Consider the following 17,534-nt stretch of genomic DNA (forward strand, 5'->3'; position numbering starts at 1 on the left):
CTAGTTGAGCCACAGCCGCGGCAGCGGGACTAAGGAGGCGCGGCCGAGCACCGCCATCATGTCGGCGCGCAACCGGGCCGCATCTTGGGCACAGAAGCGCGCCATTGCAAAGCCATTCCAGGCCGAGATGCCGACCTCGCCGCCGAAGCTGTCGGACGCTTCGCGGATGCGCTCGATCAGCGCCTCGTCACCCGGCACGATCAGCGCGGTGCCGATCGCGCAGCCGCCCGCCGCAATCGCGGGCCTTGCCAGCTTCTCACCGATCTCGCCGTCGAGGCGGATGGTCTCGGCAAACACCAGCCGGCCGCCGCGCCGCATCCGCCAGCGGTCGACGAACTCGCCATGGCGCATGGTCTCGCCCATCGCGGCACGGCCGAACACCACGATCTCGCACAGCAAAAGCGAGGCGCCCTCGGCCAGATCGATGTCGAAGCCGCGATGAATACGGGCGCGGTCGAACAGGATGGTCTCCTGCGGCAGCCAGGAGAGATGCGCGCCATCAGCGACCTTCAGCGCGATATCGAGCCGCGCCGCCGCTGGGCATGGTGCGATCCGGTCGGATCGCTCCATGCCCCCATTTTGTTTGGACGCGTTTTCTTCACGCGAACCGGTACCCACTTCGCTCGAAAACGCTAACGGTGCACGATAGACCTTTTCGGCGGCCGCCGTGGTCAGGGTCAGGCGAGCGCCCTCGCCGGCTGCGATTGCAATCTCGAAGCGGTCGCCGCCGGCAATGCCGCCGGCGGTGTTGACGAACATGGCCGACAGGCCGTCGTCCTCCGGCGACGGGAAACGCACGCGCAGCGAACCTGACTCATGGAGATCACCGCGGCGGGTGGCGCCATCCTTGCGATGCACGCCGAACCTGACCGCGCCCTGGGCGCGGTTTGCCGCAAACGTTGCCGCTGCCGCGCCTGCGATCCCGGTCCGCATTCCCCCGACGCTCCCTTGACTCACGCCGCGCGCGGCGGCGTCACACCATCTTCACAGCGCCATCTGGCGGCTGATCTCGGCGGGATCGAGGCTTGCGCGATCGCAGGCATACTTTACCGCACCCCGGTCCATCACGGCAAAACTGTCGCCGAGTTCGCAGGCAAAGTCGAGATATTGTTCGACCAGCACGATTGCGATGTTGCCGAGGTTGCGCAGATAGGAAATCGCGCGGCCGATGTCCTTGATGATCGAGGGCTGGATGCCTTCAGTCGGCTCGTCGAGCAGCAGGAGCTTTGGCCGCATCACCAGCGCGCGGCCGATCGCGAGCTGCTGCTGCTGGCCGCCGGAGAGGTCGCCGCCGCGGCGGCCCAGCATGGTCTGCAGCACCGGGAAGAGCGAGAACACGTCGTCGGGGATGTTGCGGTCCTCGCGCTTCAGCGGGCCGAATCCGGTCTTGAGGTTTTCCTCCACCGTCAGCAGCGGGAAGATCTCGCGGCCCTGCGGCACGAAGCCGATGCCGCACCGCGCCCGCTCATAGGGCTTTAACGCGGTGATGTCCTTGCCGTCGAAATTGATCGCGCCGGAGGCGATCGGATACTGGCCGACCATGGCGCGCAGCAGCGAGGTCTTGCCGACGCCGTTGCGGCCGAGCACGCAGGTGACCTTGCCGGGCTCCGCGGTCAGCGACACGCCGCGCAGCGCCTGCGCCGCGCCGTAATAGAGGTTGATGTTGTCGATCTTCAGCATCGCCTAGCGCCCCAGATACACTTCGACCACCCGCTCGTTCGACGACACCTGGTCGATCGAACCTTCGGCGAGCACCGTGCCTTCGTGCAGGCAGGTCACCTTGACGCCGAGCTCGCGCACGAAGGTCATGTCGTGCTCGACCACCATGATGGTGTGGTTCTTGTTGATCTCTTTCAGAAGCTCCGCGGTCAAATGGGTCTCGACATCGGTCATGCCGGCGACCGGCTCGTCGACCAGCAGCACCTTGGGATCCTGCGCCAGCAGCATGCCGATCTCGAGCCACTGCTTCTGGCCGTGCGACAGGCTGCCGGCGAGGCGGTTGCGCGCATCGGTCAGGCGGATGGTCTCCAGCACCTTGTCGATGCGCTCGGACTCCGCCTTGCTGCCGCGCCAGAACAGCGTGCCACGCACGGAATGATCGACATTGAGCGCGAGCAGCAGGTTGTCCTGCACAGTTTGGCTCTCGAACACCGTCGGCTTCTGGAATTTGCGGCCGATGCCGAGCTCGGCGATGCGGGTCTCGTCGAGCCGGGTCAGGTCGACGGTGCCGTCGAACAACACGGTGCCCTCGTCCGGCTTGGTCTTGCCGGTGATGATGTCCATCATCGTGGTCTTGCCGGCGCCGTTCGGGCCGATGATCGCGCGCATCTCGCCGGGCGCGAGCGTCAGCGACAGATTGTTGATGGCGTGAAAACCGTCGAACGAGACGTGCACGCCGTCGAGATAGAGCATGGCCGAAGTGGCGCGGGTATCCATGACGTTCATCTGCCTACTCCGCCAGGTTCGGTGCGCCGACGCCGTCTTCGCGCGCGGCGCTTTCCTTGTCGGCCGCAAGGGCCGCGCTGCGCCGCGTCTCCCACCAGCTATTGAACGTGCCGACGATGCCCTTGGGCAACAGCAGCGTGACCAGGATGAACAGCGCGCCCAGCATGAACAGCCAGTACGGCGCGAGCGGCCCCGAGGTGAAGAACGTCTTGGCGTAGTTGACCACGACGGCGCCGAGCGCGGCGCCGATCAGCGTGCCGCGACCGCCGACCGCGACCCAGATCACCGCCTCGATCGAATTGCCGGGCGCGAACTCGCTCGGATTGATGATACCAACCTGCGGCACGTAAAGCGCGCCAGCGACGCCGGCCATGCAGGCCGACAGCGTGAACACGAACAACTTGTAGGATTCGACGCGATAGCCGAGGAAGCGGGTCCGGCTTTCGGCGTCGCGCACCGCGATCAGGACCTTGCCGAGCTTCGAGGTCACGATCGCGCGGCAGATCAGGAAGGCGATGATCAGCGCAAGGCAGCTCAGCAGGAACAGCGCGGCACGGGTCCCTTCGGCCTGCACGTTGAAGCCGAGGATGTCCTTGAAGTCGGTCAGGCCATTGTTGCCGCCGAAGCCGAAATCGTTACGGAAGAACGCCAGCAGCAGCGCATAGGTCATCGCCTGCGTGATGATCGACAGATAGACGCCGGTGACGCGCGAGCGGAAGGCGAGCCAGCCGAAGCAGAAGGCAAGCAGGCCCGGCACCAGCAGCACCATCAACGCGGCAACCCAGAACTTGTCGAAGCCGTACCAGTACCAGGGCAGCTTGTCCCAGTTCAGGAACACCATGAAGTCGGGCAGGATCGGGTTGCCGTAGACGCCGCGGCTGCCGATCTGCCGCATCAGGTACATGCCCATCGCGTAGCCGCCGAGCGCGAAGAACGCACCGTGGCCGAGCGAAAGGATGCCGCAATAGCCCCAGATCAGATCGATCGAGAGCGCGAGGATGGCGTAGCAGACATATTTGCCCCACAGCGCCACCAGATAGGTCGGTACCTGGAACATCGAGCCCTGCGGCAGCAGCAGGTTCGACAGCGGGATCAGCACGCCGACCGCGGCGACGAGCAGGACGAACGCGGTCGCGGCGCGGTCGAGCGAGCGGGTCAGGATATGCGGCGTCATGCTTCCACCGCCCGGCCCTTGAGCGCGAACAGGCCGCGCGGCCGCTTCTGGATGAACAGGATGATCAGCACCAGGATCGCGATCTTGCCGAGCACCGCACCTGCCACCGGCTCCAGGAACTTGTTGGCGATGCCGAGCGTGAAGGCGCCGACCAGCGTGCCCCAGAGATTGCCGACGCCGCCGAACACCACGACCATGAATGAGTCGATGATGTAGCTCTGCCCGAGATTCGGACTGACATTGTCGATCTGCGACAAGGCCACGCCGGCAATGCCGGCAATCCCCGAGCCGAGGCCGAAGGTCAGCGCGTCGACGCGCGAGGTGGCGATCCCCATCGAGGCCGCCATGCGGCGGTTCTGCGTCACCGCGCGCATCTCGAGGCCGAGTGCGGTGTAGCGCAGCATCGCGAGCAGGATGGCGAACACCGCGAGCGTGAAGCAGAGGATCCAGAGCCGGTTATAGGTGATGGTGATCTGGCCGAGCTCGAAGGCGCCGCTCATCCAGGAGGGGTTGCCGACCTCGCGGTTGGTCGGGCCGAACGCGGTGCGCACCGCCTGCTGCAGCACCAGCGACAGGCCCCAGGTCGCGAGCAGCGTCTCCAGCGGACGGCCGTACAGGAAGCGGATGATCGTGCGCTCGATCACGACGCCGATCAAGCCCGCGACCAGGAAGGCGAGCGGCACTGCGATCAGCAGCGAATAGTCGAACAGCGCGGGATAGCGGGTGCGGATCACCTCCTGCACCACGAAGGTGGTGTAGGCGCCAAGCATCACCATCTCGCCATGCGCCATGTTGATCACGCCCATCACGCCGAAGGTGATGGCAAGCCCGATCGCGGCGAGCAGCAGCACCGAGCCGAGCGACAGGCCGTACCAGGCATTCTGCACCATCGACCACATCGCAAGATTGCTCTGGATCGAGGTGACCGCGGCAGCCGCCGCCTTGGTGACCGGCGGCGGCTGGTCGCCGAGCCCGGTGAGCAGCGCCAGCGCTTCCTGGTCGCCGCGCGCCTTGACTACGGCGACGGCGTCGAGCTTGTCGTTGTCGGACGCATCCGGCTTGAACAGGATGACGGCAGCCCGCGCCTCGGCGAAAGCCTGCTTGATCGACTTGACGCTCTCCTTGGCGAGCGCGCCCTCCACCGTCGGCAGCAGGTTCTCCTCGTGGCTCTTGAACACCGACTGCGCAGCCGCCAGCCGCTTGGCCGGATCCGGCGACAGCAGCGTCAGGCCGCCGAGCGCGGCCTCCACGGTGCGGCGCAGGCGGTTGTTGAGGCGAACCGCGGCGGCGCTGTCGGGCAGCTTGTCGACGGCCGCGCCGGTCGCGGCGTCGACGATCTTGCCGTCGGCCTGCGTGATGAAGACCTTCTTGCTGTCGGGATCGGCCGACAGCCGGCCGTCCTGCAACGCTGCGATGATGGGCGAAGCCAGCGCATTGCCAGATGCGGCGATCTCGCCGATCGCAGCCTCGGTGTCGGAGAACTCGTCATTGGCGAATTTGGCGACCGAATCCTCGAACGGGCCGGCCAGCGCCGGCACAGCAAGGCAGCTCAGCAGCAGGATCGAGAGAAACAAAGTGCGAAAGCGATCAATACAATTGGCAAACACGTCAGTACCCCGGCAGGAGTGGAGGAGAAGGCGGCGAACAATGCCGCCTTCTCCGGTTTTGGAAGGTTGTTTTGTGTCGTTGTCGAGTCAGGTGCTCAGGAGCCCTGGCCGCCGCACTTGTTGGTCTTGGTGTTGTAGTTGCCGCACTTCTTGCCGACCCAATCGCCGATCAGGTCCTTGGAGCCCTCGAGCTCCTTCGACCAGGCATCGCCGGCCACCAGGCCCGGGGTCTTCCAGACCACGTCGAACTGGCCGTTGCCCTTGATCTCGCCGATGAACACCGGCTTGGTGATGTGGTGGTTCGGCAGCATCTTCGAGGTGCCGCCGGTCAGGTTCGGCGCCTCGGTGCCGGGAAGCGCGTCGATCACCTTGTCCGGATCGGTCGACTTCACCTTCTCGACCGCCTTCACCCACATGTTGAAGCCGATGTAGTGCGCTTCCATCGGATCGTTGGTCACGCGCTTCGGATTCTTGGTGTAGGCCTGCCACTCCTTGATGAACTTCTCGTTCGCCGGGGTCTTGATCGACTCGAAGTAGTTCCAGGCGGCGAGATGGCCGAGCAGCGGCTTGGTGTCGATGCCGGCCAGCTCTTCTTCGCCGACCGAGAACGCGACCACCGGAATGTCGGTCGCCTTGATGCCCTGGTTGCCGAGCTCCTTGTAGAACGGAACGTTGGCGTCGCCGTTGATGGTGGAGACCACGGCGGTCTTCTTGCCGGCCGAGCCGAACTTCTTGATGTCGGCCACGATCGTCTGCCAGTCGGAGTGACCGAACGGCGTGTAGTTGATCATGATGTCGTCCTGGGCGACGCCCTTCGACTTCAGATAGGCTTCCAGGATCTTGTTGGTGGTGCGCGGATAGACGTAGTCGGTGCCGGCCAGCACCCAGCGCTTCACCTTTTCTTCCTTCATCAGATAGTCGACGGCGGGGATCGCCTGCTGGTTCGGCGCAGCACCCGTGTAGAACACGTTGCGCTCGGACTCTTCGCCTTCATACTGCACCGGGTAGAACAGGATGTTGTTGAGCTCCTTGAACACCGGCAGCACGGACTTGCGCGACACCGAGGTCCAGCAGCCGAACACGACCGCAACCTTGTCCTTGGTGATCAGTTCGCGGGCCTTTTCGGCAAACAGCGGCCAGTTCGATGCGGGGTCGACCACGACGGCCTCGAGCTTCTTGCCGAGTACGCCGCCCTTCTTGTTCTGCTCGTCGATCAGGAAAAGGATCGTGTCCTTCAGCGTGGTTTCGCTGATGGCCATGGTGCCCGACAGCGAGTGAAGAATACCAATCTTGATGGTGTCGTCGGCCGCTTGGGCGGGCGCGAACGGCGAGGACGCAGCCAGACCCAAAACCAGGCCGGCGGTCGCCGCGAGCGCGCGGCGGCGGGTCATCGTCGTTATTTTGTGAGTAAGCTGAGTAAGCATGAAATGTCGTCTCCCTGACGCAGGCGTGGAACGCTTGCGAACGGCCGCTTGGCCGCCTGCGGTTAAGGGAATCGCAAGAACTGTGCCACGGTGTGTGGACACCGTAAGCCGATGAACCAACTGGATAATTTCATGAGTTCCGGGCGAATACGGAAACCGATTGCCCAATCATTGAGCCGTCAACTTGACTGCCGAAAGAGCAATCAGGTTATTTTGTAGGCAAAATTGCCTTCTTGGCTAAATTTCCGGCACCGATTTGTGACAGTTTGCGCGATGGTTCGGCGCATTCGGCGTACCAATCCCGACGATATCATCTTGAAACCGCCCAGTTCCTGGTCCATATCCTCGCCATGCCCGCGACATCGCGGTGCCTTCGCGAGCTGCGTGTTCAAGCCGCCCCAAGCGGCTTCTGGCTCGCCTTTCAGCTAACCCAGCTTGACGCCCCAGACACGCGGGTGTCCCCGAATGCCTTCATGCGATTCCGGCCGATACTGGCCGGGACGATGAAGGCTTTTATGGAAAGAACCACCTTTTGACCTCCTTTCAGGATTTCGGCCTCGCCGATCCCATCGCCCGCGCGCTTCGAGAAGAAAACTATCTCACGCCAACCCCCATCCAAGCCCAGACCATCCCGCTCGCACTCGCCGGCCGCGACGTCGTCGGCATCGCCCAGACCGGAACCGGCAAGACCGCGTCCTTCGCGCTGCCGATCCTGCACCGGCTGCTCGAGAACCGCATCCGCCCGCAGCCCAAGAGCTGCCGCGTGCTGGTGCTCTCGCCGACCCGCGAACTGTCCGGGCAGATCCTCGACAGCTTCAACACCTATGGCCGCCACGTCCGGCTGTCCTCGACCCTCGCCATCGGCGGCGTGCCGATGGGCCGCCAGGTCCGTTCCCTGATGCAGGGCGTCGAGGTGCTGGTCGCCACCCCCGGCCGTCTGCTCGACCTCGTGCAGAGCAACGGGCTGAAGCTCAACCAGGTCGAGTTCCTGGTGCTCGATGAAGCCGACCGCATGCTCGACATGGGCTTCATCAACGACATCCGCAAAATCGTCGCCAAGTTGCCGATCCGGCGGCAGACTCTGTTCTTCTCGGCCACCATGCCCAAGGACATCGCCGAGCTCGCCGAGGCGATGCTGCGCGACCCCGCCCGCGTGGCGGTGACGCCGGTGGCCTCGACGGTGGATCGCATCGCCCAGCGGGCGATCCAGGTCGATTTCGCGGCCAAGCCGACGGTTCTCGCCCAGCTCCTGAAGCAGGAGCAGGTCAATCGTGCCCTGGTGTTTACCCGCACCAAGCACGGCGCCGACAAGGTGGTGAAGAGCCTTGCCAAGGCCGGCATCGAGGCCAATGCGATCCACGGCAACAAGTCGCAGAACCACCGCGAGCGCACGCTGGCGGCATTCCGCTCCGGCGAGATCCGCACGCTGGTGGCGACCGACATCGCCGCCCGCGGCATCGACGTCGACGGCGTCAGCCATGTCGTGAACTTCGACCTGCCCAACATCCCGGAAACCTACGTCCACCGCATCGGCCGCACCGCGCGGGCCGGCGCCGACGGCATCGCGATCTCGCTGGTCGCCGGTGCCGAGGAGATGGGCTATCTGCGCGATATCGAGCGGCTCATCCGGATTACCGTGCCGCGGGAAGACCGCCGCACGCAGGGCAGCCGCGAGGCCGCCGCGCCGGCGCAGGCCCCCCACCCGCATCGGGGCGGCCGCTCTGCGCCGCGCGCGCATAATGTCCGTGGGAATGAGCCCGCTCCGAGTGCAAAAGGGCCTCGCCGCCGCCGCCGCGGAGGTGGTAATAATGGCGCGCCGCAGACGAGCCGGGGCGAGTCGCCGCGTCCGTCGCAGGCCGGCAACAGCGAAGGCATCCAAGGCGTCGCCTTCTTGCATCGCGAGAGCCGGCCGAATCCGCAACCCAACCGCAACAACCGACCGAAGCACTAGTCGTCGCTCGATCTGGAGAAACATATGGCTAAGGAAGAGCTGATCCAGTTCGAAGGACTGGTGACCGAAATCCTCCCCGACGCTCGCTACCGGGTGCAACTCGATGCCGGACACGAGATCGTCGCCTACACCGCCGGCAAGATGAAGAAAAACCGCATCAAGACGCTGGCCGGCGACCGCGTCACGATCGAAATGTCGCCCTACGATCTCGAAAAGGGTCGCCTGATTTTCCGGCACAAGGACGAACGCCCGAGTGGCGCACCCGGCGGTCCGCCGCGGGGCGGCGCGCAGCGCGGCGGCCAGTTCCGCCGCCGATAACAGGCGCACTGCAACTGCTGCGCGCATGACGTCCTGATGTCCTGCGCAACAATTGGCCGGCGGCTCCGCCGGCCAAAAAATCGCGCACGTCAGGATTGTTTTGAGCCCTTCTATCGAATAATATCCTACCCATCGATTTTCGGCCGGACGACATTAGCCAATACCGGTACAGCCGGTTCAGACGCTGACGACCCTTCCAAAAATTCGATCTCACCACCCCGCCGACAAGCGGGTCTTGAACTTGTATATCTGAGAAGGGACTACCCACGTGAGCATGGGAACCGTGAAGTGGTTTAACGCGACCAAGGGCTACGGCTTCATCCAGCCGGATGAAGGCGGGAACGACGTGTTCGTGCACATCAGTGCAGTCGAGCGCGCCGGCCTTGGCACTCTGCGTGAAGGCCAGAAGATCTCCTACGAGATCGTTGCTGACCGCCGTTCCGGCAAATCCTCGGCCGACAATCTGCGCGCCGCTGGATAAGCCGATTTCCGGGAGCGCGAAGCTCCGGGAAATTGCCGTCAAAGCATCAAGGGCCGCACCTCCGGGTGCGGCCCTTTTTGTCTGGATCGCGTCCATGGCAGCGCGGCGTCGAGCATTTTCTTCACGCGAAGCGGTAGCCACTTCGCCCGAAAGCGCTCTAGTAAGTCGAGCAGGTCGTCGGCATGGTGGCGGAGGTCGGGGCATAGAACACGCAAACCGACTGCCGCGGCCGCGTGAAGGCAACGTCGGCGAGATTGATGCCGGTCTTGGCCATCACATAGCCGATCGTCGGAACGTATTTGTAGCTCACTTCGCTGAAGATCAGATAGGTGCCTGCAACCAGCAGCGCCGACGGAACGACGCTTGTCACGATGTCACCTTGGCTGCGCGTCGAGGCCGTCAGCGTCGCCTGCGTGGCACCCGCACTCATCACCCCCGCCTTGCTCCACTGTATGTGCGCGATGTTGGAGTTATCGACGTAGATTTCCGACAGCGTGACCTTGGTCGGTGACGGATCGTAGGGCGTCATGATGCCGACGCTGGCGCTGAAGAAATTTTGCAGGTCGGTATCCACCACCTGCGTCGCCTGCGAGGTGAGATCTGACGCGGCGCGCGCCATCAGCGTTACCTTGCGGTCGACCGCGACACCGGATGAAAATTCAACGGTGCCGAAGAACATCACCAGCATCAGCGGCATGACGAAAGCGAACTCGACGGCGGCGAGGCCCCGGCGGTCACGCGCGAGAGCAGCAACTGAGCGCAGCAAGGCCGCAGACAGGGTTTTCACGACCTTGCTCATGAGCACGTGGTCCCTGCGGTTCCGGATGGCTCGTTCTTGAATGTCGCGGTCGCGATCAGGAGCCGTTTGCCACCGGGGAGATTCGAGGCGTTGAAGCCGAGCTGGGTGACAAACAGCTGCCATTGATAGAACAGCCGGACCACCACGACGTCGCCGTCCTTGCCGGGACACCATTTCACCTGGGTAGGATCGGAGATCGGCGTGATGTTGACGCTGCTGAAGCCTGTCGCAGACGGATAGCTGCGGACGTCGACATAGATGCCGTTGTTGCAGTCGAACAGCGCATTGGTGACCCGGCCACAGACGTAGGCCTTGAACTGCGCCTGGGTATAGCTCGCGCCCTGGGCCTGGCCGGTCATGATGAAGCGGGACGAATCCTGCGTCGCCGTCTCAAGCACCTGGCTGGCAAAGAAGATCAGTGCCACTTCGATGATCGCAAAAAGCAACGCGAAAAACAGCGGCGCGACCAACGCGAATTCGACCGCGGTCACACCACGGCGGTTTCGGCGAAAGCGACGGAGGAGGCGCGCAAAAGAATGAGCGGGCAGCGGCATCAACGACCCCGGATCAACATGGTGGCAACAACTACCGAAGAGTCATTGTCGAAGTATTTCGCCGGATCGAGACCGAGCGACCCGATCCGTTAGGCCTTGATTAAGCATGTCGGGCGAACCGCCTGCGGCCAAGGCCCCGGCGTGTGAAGCGCCCGAGCGGACGCACGTCAGTTCTGCGGCTTCGCGCCGCCGCCCGAGCCGGAGGCCTGATTGTTGAGCGTACCGGCCTGTTCCATCGTCGTCTTGAAATAGGCGTCGCCGTCGCCGAGGGTGATGCGGCGCTGACAAACCGGCATGCAGCTATAGGTCTCGCGATCGATGCCGCGATAGACGGTGACCAGCTGGTCGGACGGACCTTCGACCTGGATCTGGCGATCCACCAGCACCTGGCCGGAGCGGTCGAGTGCGATGAAATTGGTCGCGCCATAACCCTTGCCGGTGACCACGACAACCCCGCCATTCTGCAGGGTGACGTCGGCGATCAGGGGATTACCGACCACGATCGTGGCGATGCCGCCGGGCAGCCTGACGAGCTTGGCCTGATCGACGTTGACCGCGATCCGATCGGGATCCGGCGCTGCCGTTGCGAGTGCGGGCCCCAGCAGCATGGCTGCGGCCATCGAGATGAAACCAATGCGCGTGACGGCGCGAATACGCTGGGACTGAAACGACATACTCTACCCCGGGACGTTAACTGGCCGGCAAAGACGATACGCTGCGGACCGGCGCCCGACGCTGGCAAATCTGACGGCAATTCATTTAGGAAGAGCAAAGATCGACCGCCGAATTGCGCGGATGTCACGACTTCCCGAGCAGATCGGCCAACCGTCCGCTACCTCGCGGAGGACTATCCGGTCGCCGATCCCCTCGTCCCGCCATTGGGTGGGAAGCGGTGCGCTGATGGCAAGCTTAAGAGCCGCGGCGGCTTCAACTGGCGGCGCGGACGTGAACGACCACGCGCTCATCGGCGTAGAGGCGCTGCCATCCTCCGATGTGATCCAGCAATTTGGACGCCGGCGTGGTCGGATCGAGCATCACCGCATCGATGTCATGGGTCGCGAGCAGATTGAGGAAACCGTTGACGTCCTTGAGCTGGAGCGCGCGGGCCAGGCTCATGCCGAACGCCTCGCCGTAGAGCTCGGCGCGCCCGTCGATGAACACCGGCATCTGACGCCAGATCAGGTAGCCGCCGAACTGCAGATCGTTGAGCACGCGCTTGACGTTGTGCGCCTTCATCGCGTCGACGGCGGCAGCCGGCGAATAGATCGGCGGTGGCGATATCACCTGGCACGCGGCAACGACTGCGGTCCACGCGCAAAGCCCGACGATAAGGATTGCGGCCGGAGCAACTCTCGGGCGGACGGCGCTGGCGGCACGCAGCCTGAACTGGGTGGCGACCGGCGTCAGCACGGCCAGCGGCAGCAGCAGGGCGAGCAGCTCGAGATTTCTGACATGGGACAGCGCCATATGCAGCAAGCCCAGCACCAGGATGATTCGCGGCAGCGGCAACCTCGCCCCGCAATAGAGCGCAGCGCCGAGCAGGCCGAGGATCGATAGTCCAAACGGGTCGATCTCGCCGAACGTCGCCGGCCTCCACTCCGCGATGAGATGCAACAATTCACCGAGGCCGAGAATCCTGAGCGAGGCGAGGATCGAGCCCCAGCCATAAGGGGTCACGCAGCACACAGCCAGTGCGCCGATGCCGAACGCCCCCCAGCGCAGCGCCAGCGCCGACCTTTGAGCCGGCAAGGCATTCCACATCGCATCGAGCGCAAATGCGCCGGCCAGCACCAAACCAAACAGGAAGCCGCCGTGCAGATTGGCCCACAGCGCGATCAGCGGCAGCAGCCAGAACGAGGGCGCCTCGCGGCGTTCGCTGGCGGTCATCAGGCCGTTCGCCCAGACGATCATGATGGGCATCGCCAGCACATGCGGACGGGCCAGCAGGTGCCCGCAGGTCAGAACCAGCGCCGCAAGGGCGATCAGGCTCGCGTAGATCGTCGGCAACGCGCGGCTGAGGATGGCGGTGAGCAGCGCGAAGCTGGCAGCGGCGCAGACGGCCGCCAGCGCCGCCGGACCGGTCCACCCGGCGAGGTCATAGGTCTTCGCGAACAGAACCTGCGCCAGCCAGGACGACGACACCCACGGCTCACCGGCCTTGGTGAACGAGTAGATGTCGACAGACGGCAGCGTGCGATGGTCGAGGATCCAGCGGCCGACGGCAATCTGCCAGTAGGTGTCGGAATCGGCGAGCAGCCTGTCGCCGACGAACAGCAGCAGCGCATAGACGCCGCACGCCATCCAGAACCAGGCTGGAAGCTCGGCGAACACGGAGGTTTTCGCGCGCGGGAAGGTCGCGGTCTCAGCGCTCATGATCGCACCGGCCGGCTGGCGGCGTCATTGCCGGAACGGATAGGCCAACTGTCCGCCGATCTCGGACGGCACGCCCTGCTCGGCATCGACACCGTAATCTTCCGGAAGCTTGCCTTCGGGCATCCGGAACGTTCCGAACAGAATATCCCAGAGCGGAAACGTGCCCGCGAAATTGGTGTCGCCGCCGTCCTCGAGCCCGGTGTGATGCCAGCGGTGAAACACCGGCGTCGCGATCACGTATTTGAACGGGCCGAGCGTCCAGTTAAGGTTGGCGTGCACGAATGCCGAATGGAAAGTGGTGACCGGGCCGACCCACAGCATGATGTTCGGCGAGATGCCCGCCATCAGCAGGATCACATCGACAGTGATCGTGCCGATCAGAAGATTGACCGGATGGAAGCGTGCCGCCGAGATCCATTCAAGGTCCTCGGAAGAGTGATGAATGGCGTGGTACTTCCAGAAGCCGCCGCCATGGAACATCCGGTGCAGCCAGTACAGCATGAAATCGGAGGCGACGAGGAAGATAATGGACTGCAGCCAGAGCGGAAGCTGCGCCAGAGGGCCATGTCCGTTCTCGTAGAACGCAATCAGATCGTCGGCGTCGTGAACGTTGAACACCACGGCTGCGCCCACCACCAGGAGACCGATCCGCAGCACGCGGGCGAACACCGGCACGAAGAACCAGTAGCAGATGTCGGTGACCAGCTCACGCTTCTGCCACCACGGCTTGCCGGGATTGCAGGCCCAGAAATGAGTGAGCACCGTGAAGAACAGCGCCAGCGCGATCGTGATCGGCACCACCTTCATCATCGTCTGGCCGATCATCTCGATGACTTCAAAGGGAAGGCTGGGCATGACGGCCTCATCTGACGGAAGCCCCATGGGTATAGATGTGCGCTTAAGGAGCCGTGAACAGGTGCCGATAGCGGGCCCCGGCAACAATCTGCAATCTTAGCGGACCGCTTAATTCCAAATTTACTGTGCGCAACAACTGCGGGTTCCCGCTGTGTTTATACGATCAAATTAACTGCGCCGAAATTGTCGAACCGTAGGGTGCCGCAATGGTCACGGTGCTGAGAACGCCGACGAGACCAAACCTAGTTCGACCAGCCACGTGTACACAGGAGCTATTTATGAAGAACCTCGTCTCGCGCTTCGTGAAGGATGAATCGGGCGCGACCGCCATCGAATACGGCCTGATCGCCACCGGTATCGCCATCGCGATCATCGCTGCCGTCAACGGCGTCGGCACCAAGCTCTCGGGCACCTTCAACACGGTCGCCAGCTCGCTGAAGTAATCCGGTTCCCAGGAACTCGCATCAAAGGTCCCGGCACCCCCGGGACCTTTGCTATTTGGCGGACCGGCCGTCGGCGCCTTGATGGCGACCACGGCCGGCCTTTCCCGATTGTTCACCATTGGCCGCTAGCGTCGGGTCTCGACCGCAGCTCCAGCTTGACGGCATGAATCCATGATCCTCGACATCGCACGCTTGATGCTGTTTCCGGCCCTGATGGCCTTTGCGGCGGCGAGCGATCTCCTGACCATGACGATCCCGAACCGGATCTCGCTGGCGCTGGCGGCCGGCTTCTTCGTCCTGGCGCCGCTGACCGGGATGGGCGTGCACGAGATCCTCAACCATGCCGGCGCGGGCGCGCTGGTTCTGGTGGTGGCATTCGGCATGTTTGCGATGGGCTGGGTCGGTGGCGGGGACGCCAAGGTCGCGGCCGCGGCCGGCCTGTGGTTCGGGTTCGAGCATCTGCTCCCCTATCTGGTCTTCGCGTCGCTGTTCGGCGGCGCGCTGACGGTGCTGCTGCTGCAGCTCCGGCAATGGCCGTTGCCCTATGCGCTCGCGAACCAGGCCTGGCTCAGCCGGCTGCACGACAAGCAGACCGGAATTCCCTACGGCATCGCACTCGCCCTCGGCGCCCTGCTGATCTATCCCGAGACGGACTGGATCAAGACGATCGATCTCGCGCACTTCGCCATGCGCTGAGAAAGCAGCGGTAACCGCCCGTTAAGGCGATTTAGATACGCCTCATTAACCATGCTTTGACGAATAGCTGGTCAACTCCCATCACGGCGGCGGCAGCGTCGCGGCGTCATGTGGAAAGTGAAGCGTAATGGATAAGGCCCGCATTCTGGTCCTGGCAATCGCAGGCTGCGCCGGCCTTGCGGCGCTCTATTTGGCGAGCGGAAGCGACGACAAGCCGGCGCCGGCTCCGCCGGTCGCGCAGCTGCCCACCGTCGACATCCTGGTCGCGAAAACCGACATCGGCCTCGGCCAGGCCGTGAAGCCCGAAGATTTGCAATGGCAGACCTGGCCGGCGGCAACCGCCAGCGCCAGCTTCATGCGCAGGGACAGCAACGCCGAAGCGATCAAGGACGTGACCGGTTCGATCGCGCGCGCCCCGTTCATCCAGGGCGAACCGATTCGCGAGCAGAAGCTCGTCAAGGCCGACGGCAGCGGCTTCATGGCCGCGATCCTGCCGACCGGCATGCGGGCGGTATCGACCGAAATCTCGCCCGAGACCGGCGCCGGCGGCTTCATCCTGCCGAACGACCGGGTCGACGTCCTGCTGTCGAAGCGGGACAAGAATCCGGACCGCAGCGGCGCCGACATCGTCAACTCCGAGGTGATCCTGACCAACGTCCGCGTGCTCGCGATCGACCAGGCGCCGAAGGAAAAGGACGGCACCAACGCACTGATCGGCAAGACGGTGACGCTGGAGCTGAAGCCCGAACAGACCGAGACGCTGGCGCGCGCGCGCCAGAGCGGCGTCCTGTCGCTGGCGCTGCGCAGCATCGCCGACAACAACGCGCCCGAAACCAAGACCGACGACAACCGGCAGAGGCGCGGTGACACGATCAACGTCATCCGCTTTGGCGTTGCCAACCAGGCGACGATGCAGAAGTGACCATGAGGACACACGTGATGAAGGGCGGGGCAACTCAACGGACGATGCGGGCCTTCATGGTCCGCGCATTGTCGTTCTCGGCCGTCGCGGCGCTCACGCTCAATCCGGCGCTGACACCGGTGGTGGCGAGCGATTACCGCGCCGCGCCTGCCCCCGCCGCATCGGCCGATGGCGGCCAGATGAATGCCCGCTTCCTCTCGCTCGGCGTCGGCAAATCGATCGTCATCGACCTGCCCAGGGACATCAAGGACGTGCTGGTCGCCGATCCCAAGATCGCCAATGCCGTGGTTCGCTCGGCGCAACGCGCCTACATCATCGGCGCGACCGTCGGCCAGACCAACATCGTGTTCTTCGACGCCGCCGGCCAGCAGATCGCGGCCTATGACATCGCCGTCAAGCGCGACCTCAACGGCGTGCGCGCCGCGCTGCGTGCAGCACTGCCGAATTCCGATATCCAGATCGAGGGCGTCGGCGACGGCGTAATGCTGAGCGGAAGCGCAGCGAGCCCGATCGACGCACAGCAGGCCGGCGACATCGCTACGCGGCTGGTCGGCGGCCCCGACAAGGTCGTAAACTCGATCACTGTTCGCGGCCGCGACCAGGTGATGCTGAAGGTCACGGTTGCCGAAGTCTCGCGCAGCCTGATCAAGCAGCTCGGCATCGACCTCACCGCGAACCTCAACTACGGCACGACCGTGGTCAAATTCGCCAACAGCAACCCGTTCACCGCGAACAGCTCACCGCTGGTGGCCGGCAACGCGCTCACCACATCGTTCGGATCGTCGGTGTCGGCGACGATCCGCGCCATGGAAAGCGCCGGTGTCGTGCGGACGCTCGCCGAACCGAACCTGACCGCGATATCGGGCGAATCGGCGACCTTCATCTCGGGCGGCGAGTTTCCAATTCCGACCGGCGTGACCTGTCAGACCTCGTCGACGGGCGCGATCGGGAATTGCGTCCAGACCGTCAGCTTCAAGAAATTCGGCATTTCGCTCAACTTCACGCCGGTGGTGCTGACCGAAGGGCGCATCAGCCTGCGCGTGATGACGGAAGTGTCGGAAGTCTCGACCGAGAACGCGCTGACCGGCGGCGCGGGTGGAACGACGATCCCTTCGATCAAGACCCGCCGCGCCGAGACCACGCTGGAAATTCCCTCGGGCGGCTCGATGGCCATGGCCGGCCTGATCCAGGACCAGACCAAGCAGGCGATCAACGGCCTTCCCGGGCTGGCGTCGCTGCCCGTGCTCGGCACGCTGTTCCGCAGCCGCGACTTCGTCAACAACCAGACCGAACTGATGGTTCTGGTGACGCCCTATGTCGTTCGCGCCGTGGCGCAGAAGGACCTGTCGCGTCCGGATGACGGCTTCGCCAACGCGTCCGATCCGCAGGCCGATCTGCTCGGCAGCATCAATCGCGTCTACGGTGTGCCTGGCCGCACCGAGCCGGCGCGGAATTACCGCGGCACCTACGGCTTTATTACCGACTGAGGCGG

At 64.2% G+C, this 17,534-nt stretch carries 18 protein-coding genes; 7 read left to right on the forward strand and 11 right to left on the reverse strand.

Annotated features, from left to right (window positions below):
* The 6 genes from JQ573_RS19500 to urtA form a co-directional block, all read right to left on the reverse strand.
* The gene (locus JQ573_RS19500) at positions 1-933 is read right to left on the reverse strand and encodes an urease accessory protein UreD (protein WP_212314241.1); all 933 of its coding nucleotides are present in this window, start codon (positions 931-933) and stop codon (positions 1-3) included.
* 51 nt (positions 934-984) lie between these two features.
* Positions 985-1,680 (reverse strand): urea ABC transporter ATP-binding subunit UrtE, encoded by a 696-nt coding sequence (gene urtE, locus JQ573_RS19505; RefSeq protein ID WP_212314243.1) that lies wholly within the window; start codon positions 1,678-1,680, stop codon positions 985-987.
* A gap of 3 nt (positions 1,681-1,683) precedes the next feature.
* Complete coding sequence (gene urtD / locus JQ573_RS19510) at positions 1,684-2,445, reverse strand: urea ABC transporter ATP-binding protein UrtD (RefSeq protein ID WP_050405363.1); 762 nt, start codon at positions 2,443-2,445, stop codon at positions 1,684-1,686.
* Between the two features lie 4 nt (positions 2,446-2,449).
* Entirely contained in the window at positions 2,450-3,619 is a 1,170-nt protein-coding gene (gene urtC, locus JQ573_RS19515; protein WP_092119003.1) for an urea ABC transporter permease subunit UrtC, read from the reverse strand.
* Positions 3,616-5,211, reverse strand: a complete 1,596-nt coding sequence (gene urtB / locus JQ573_RS19520; RefSeq protein ID WP_212314371.1) for an urea ABC transporter permease subunit UrtB — start codon at positions 5,209-5,211, stop codon at positions 3,616-3,618. The genes urtC and urtB overlap by 4 nt, the downstream gene beginning before the upstream one ends.
* Before the next feature lie 110 nt (positions 5,212-5,321).
* Positions 5,322-6,650, reverse strand: coding sequence for an urea ABC transporter substrate-binding protein (gene urtA, locus JQ573_RS19525; protein ID WP_092119009.1), 1,329 nt, complete (start codon positions 6,648-6,650; stop codon positions 5,322-5,324).
* 532 nt (positions 6,651-7,182) lie between these two features.
* Between urtA and JQ573_RS19530 the strand changes: the two genes are divergently transcribed.
* From JQ573_RS19530 to JQ573_RS19540, 3 genes are all read left to right on the forward strand, one after another.
* Complete coding sequence (locus tag JQ573_RS19530) at positions 7,183-8,601, forward strand: DEAD/DEAH box helicase (protein ID WP_212314245.1); 1,419 nt, start codon at positions 7,183-7,185, stop codon at positions 8,599-8,601.
* A 24-nt stretch (positions 8,602-8,625) separates the two neighbouring features.
* The gene (gene infA, locus JQ573_RS19535) at positions 8,626-8,919 is read left to right on the forward strand and encodes a translation initiation factor IF-1 (protein WP_016842649.1); all 294 of its coding nucleotides are present in this window, start codon (positions 8,626-8,628) and stop codon (positions 8,917-8,919) included.
* A 268-nt stretch (positions 8,920-9,187) separates the two neighbouring features.
* Positions 9,188-9,400, forward strand: a complete 213-nt coding sequence (locus tag JQ573_RS19540; protein WP_016842648.1) for a cold-shock protein — start codon at positions 9,188-9,190, stop codon at positions 9,398-9,400.
* A gap of 157 nt (positions 9,401-9,557) precedes the next feature.
* Here the strand turns inward: JQ573_RS19540 and JQ573_RS19545 are convergent, their stop codons facing one another.
* The 5 genes from JQ573_RS19545 to JQ573_RS19565 form a co-directional block, all read right to left on the reverse strand.
* On the reverse strand, positions 9,558-10,199 hold the full coding sequence (locus tag JQ573_RS19545) for a TadE/TadG family type IV pilus assembly protein (RefSeq protein ID WP_212314247.1): 642 nt from the start codon (positions 10,197-10,199) through the stop codon (positions 9,558-9,560).
* A complete protein-coding gene (locus JQ573_RS19550; protein ID WP_212314248.1) occupies positions 10,196-10,753 on the reverse strand; it encodes a TadE/TadG family type IV pilus assembly protein in 558 nt (185 codons plus the stop codon). The genes JQ573_RS19545 and JQ573_RS19550 overlap by 4 nt, the downstream gene beginning before the upstream one ends.
* Positions 10,754-10,920: 167 nt before the next feature.
* Positions 10,921-11,427 carry a pilus assembly protein N-terminal domain-containing protein gene (locus JQ573_RS19555; protein ID WP_212314249.1) on the reverse strand — a complete coding sequence of 169 codons (507 nt, stop codon included), beginning with the start codon at positions 11,425-11,427 and terminating at the stop codon, positions 10,921-10,923.
* 253 nt (positions 11,428-11,680) lie between these two features.
* Entirely contained in the window at positions 11,681-13,126 is a 1,446-nt protein-coding gene (locus JQ573_RS19560) for a hypothetical protein (protein ID WP_212314250.1), read from the reverse strand.
* A 24-nt stretch (positions 13,127-13,150) separates the two neighbouring features.
* Entirely contained in the window at positions 13,151-13,981 is an 831-nt protein-coding gene (locus JQ573_RS19565) for a sterol desaturase family protein (protein WP_212314251.1), read from the reverse strand.
* Between the two features lie 278 nt (positions 13,982-14,259).
* On the opposite strand from JQ573_RS19565, the gene JQ573_RS19570 reads away from it, so the two are divergent.
* From JQ573_RS19570 to JQ573_RS19585, 4 genes are all read left to right on the forward strand, one after another.
* Complete coding sequence (locus JQ573_RS19570; protein ID WP_173643703.1) at positions 14,260-14,424, forward strand: Flp family type IVb pilin; 165 nt, start codon at positions 14,260-14,262, stop codon at positions 14,422-14,424.
* Between the two features lie 171 nt (positions 14,425-14,595).
* Positions 14,596-15,120 (forward strand): prepilin peptidase, encoded by a 525-nt coding sequence (locus JQ573_RS19575; RefSeq protein ID WP_092119029.1) that lies wholly within the window; start codon positions 14,596-14,598, stop codon positions 15,118-15,120.
* 127 nt (positions 15,121-15,247) lie between these two features.
* Entirely contained in the window at positions 15,248-16,042 is a 795-nt protein-coding gene (gene cpaB / locus JQ573_RS19580; protein ID WP_212314252.1) for a Flp pilus assembly protein CpaB, read from the forward strand.
* A gap of 2 nt (positions 16,043-16,044) precedes the next feature.
* Positions 16,045-17,529: a type II and III secretion system protein family protein gene (locus tag JQ573_RS19585; protein ID WP_409334656.1), complete on the forward strand. Its 1,485-nt coding sequence runs from the start codon at positions 16,045-16,047 to the stop codon at positions 17,527-17,529.
* Positions 17,530-17,534: the final 5 nt, after the last annotated feature.

The organism is Bradyrhizobium sp. AUGA SZCCT0105 (genome assembly GCF_018129565.1).
Classification (GTDB): domain Bacteria; phylum Pseudomonadota; class Alphaproteobacteria; order Rhizobiales; family Xanthobacteraceae; genus Bradyrhizobium.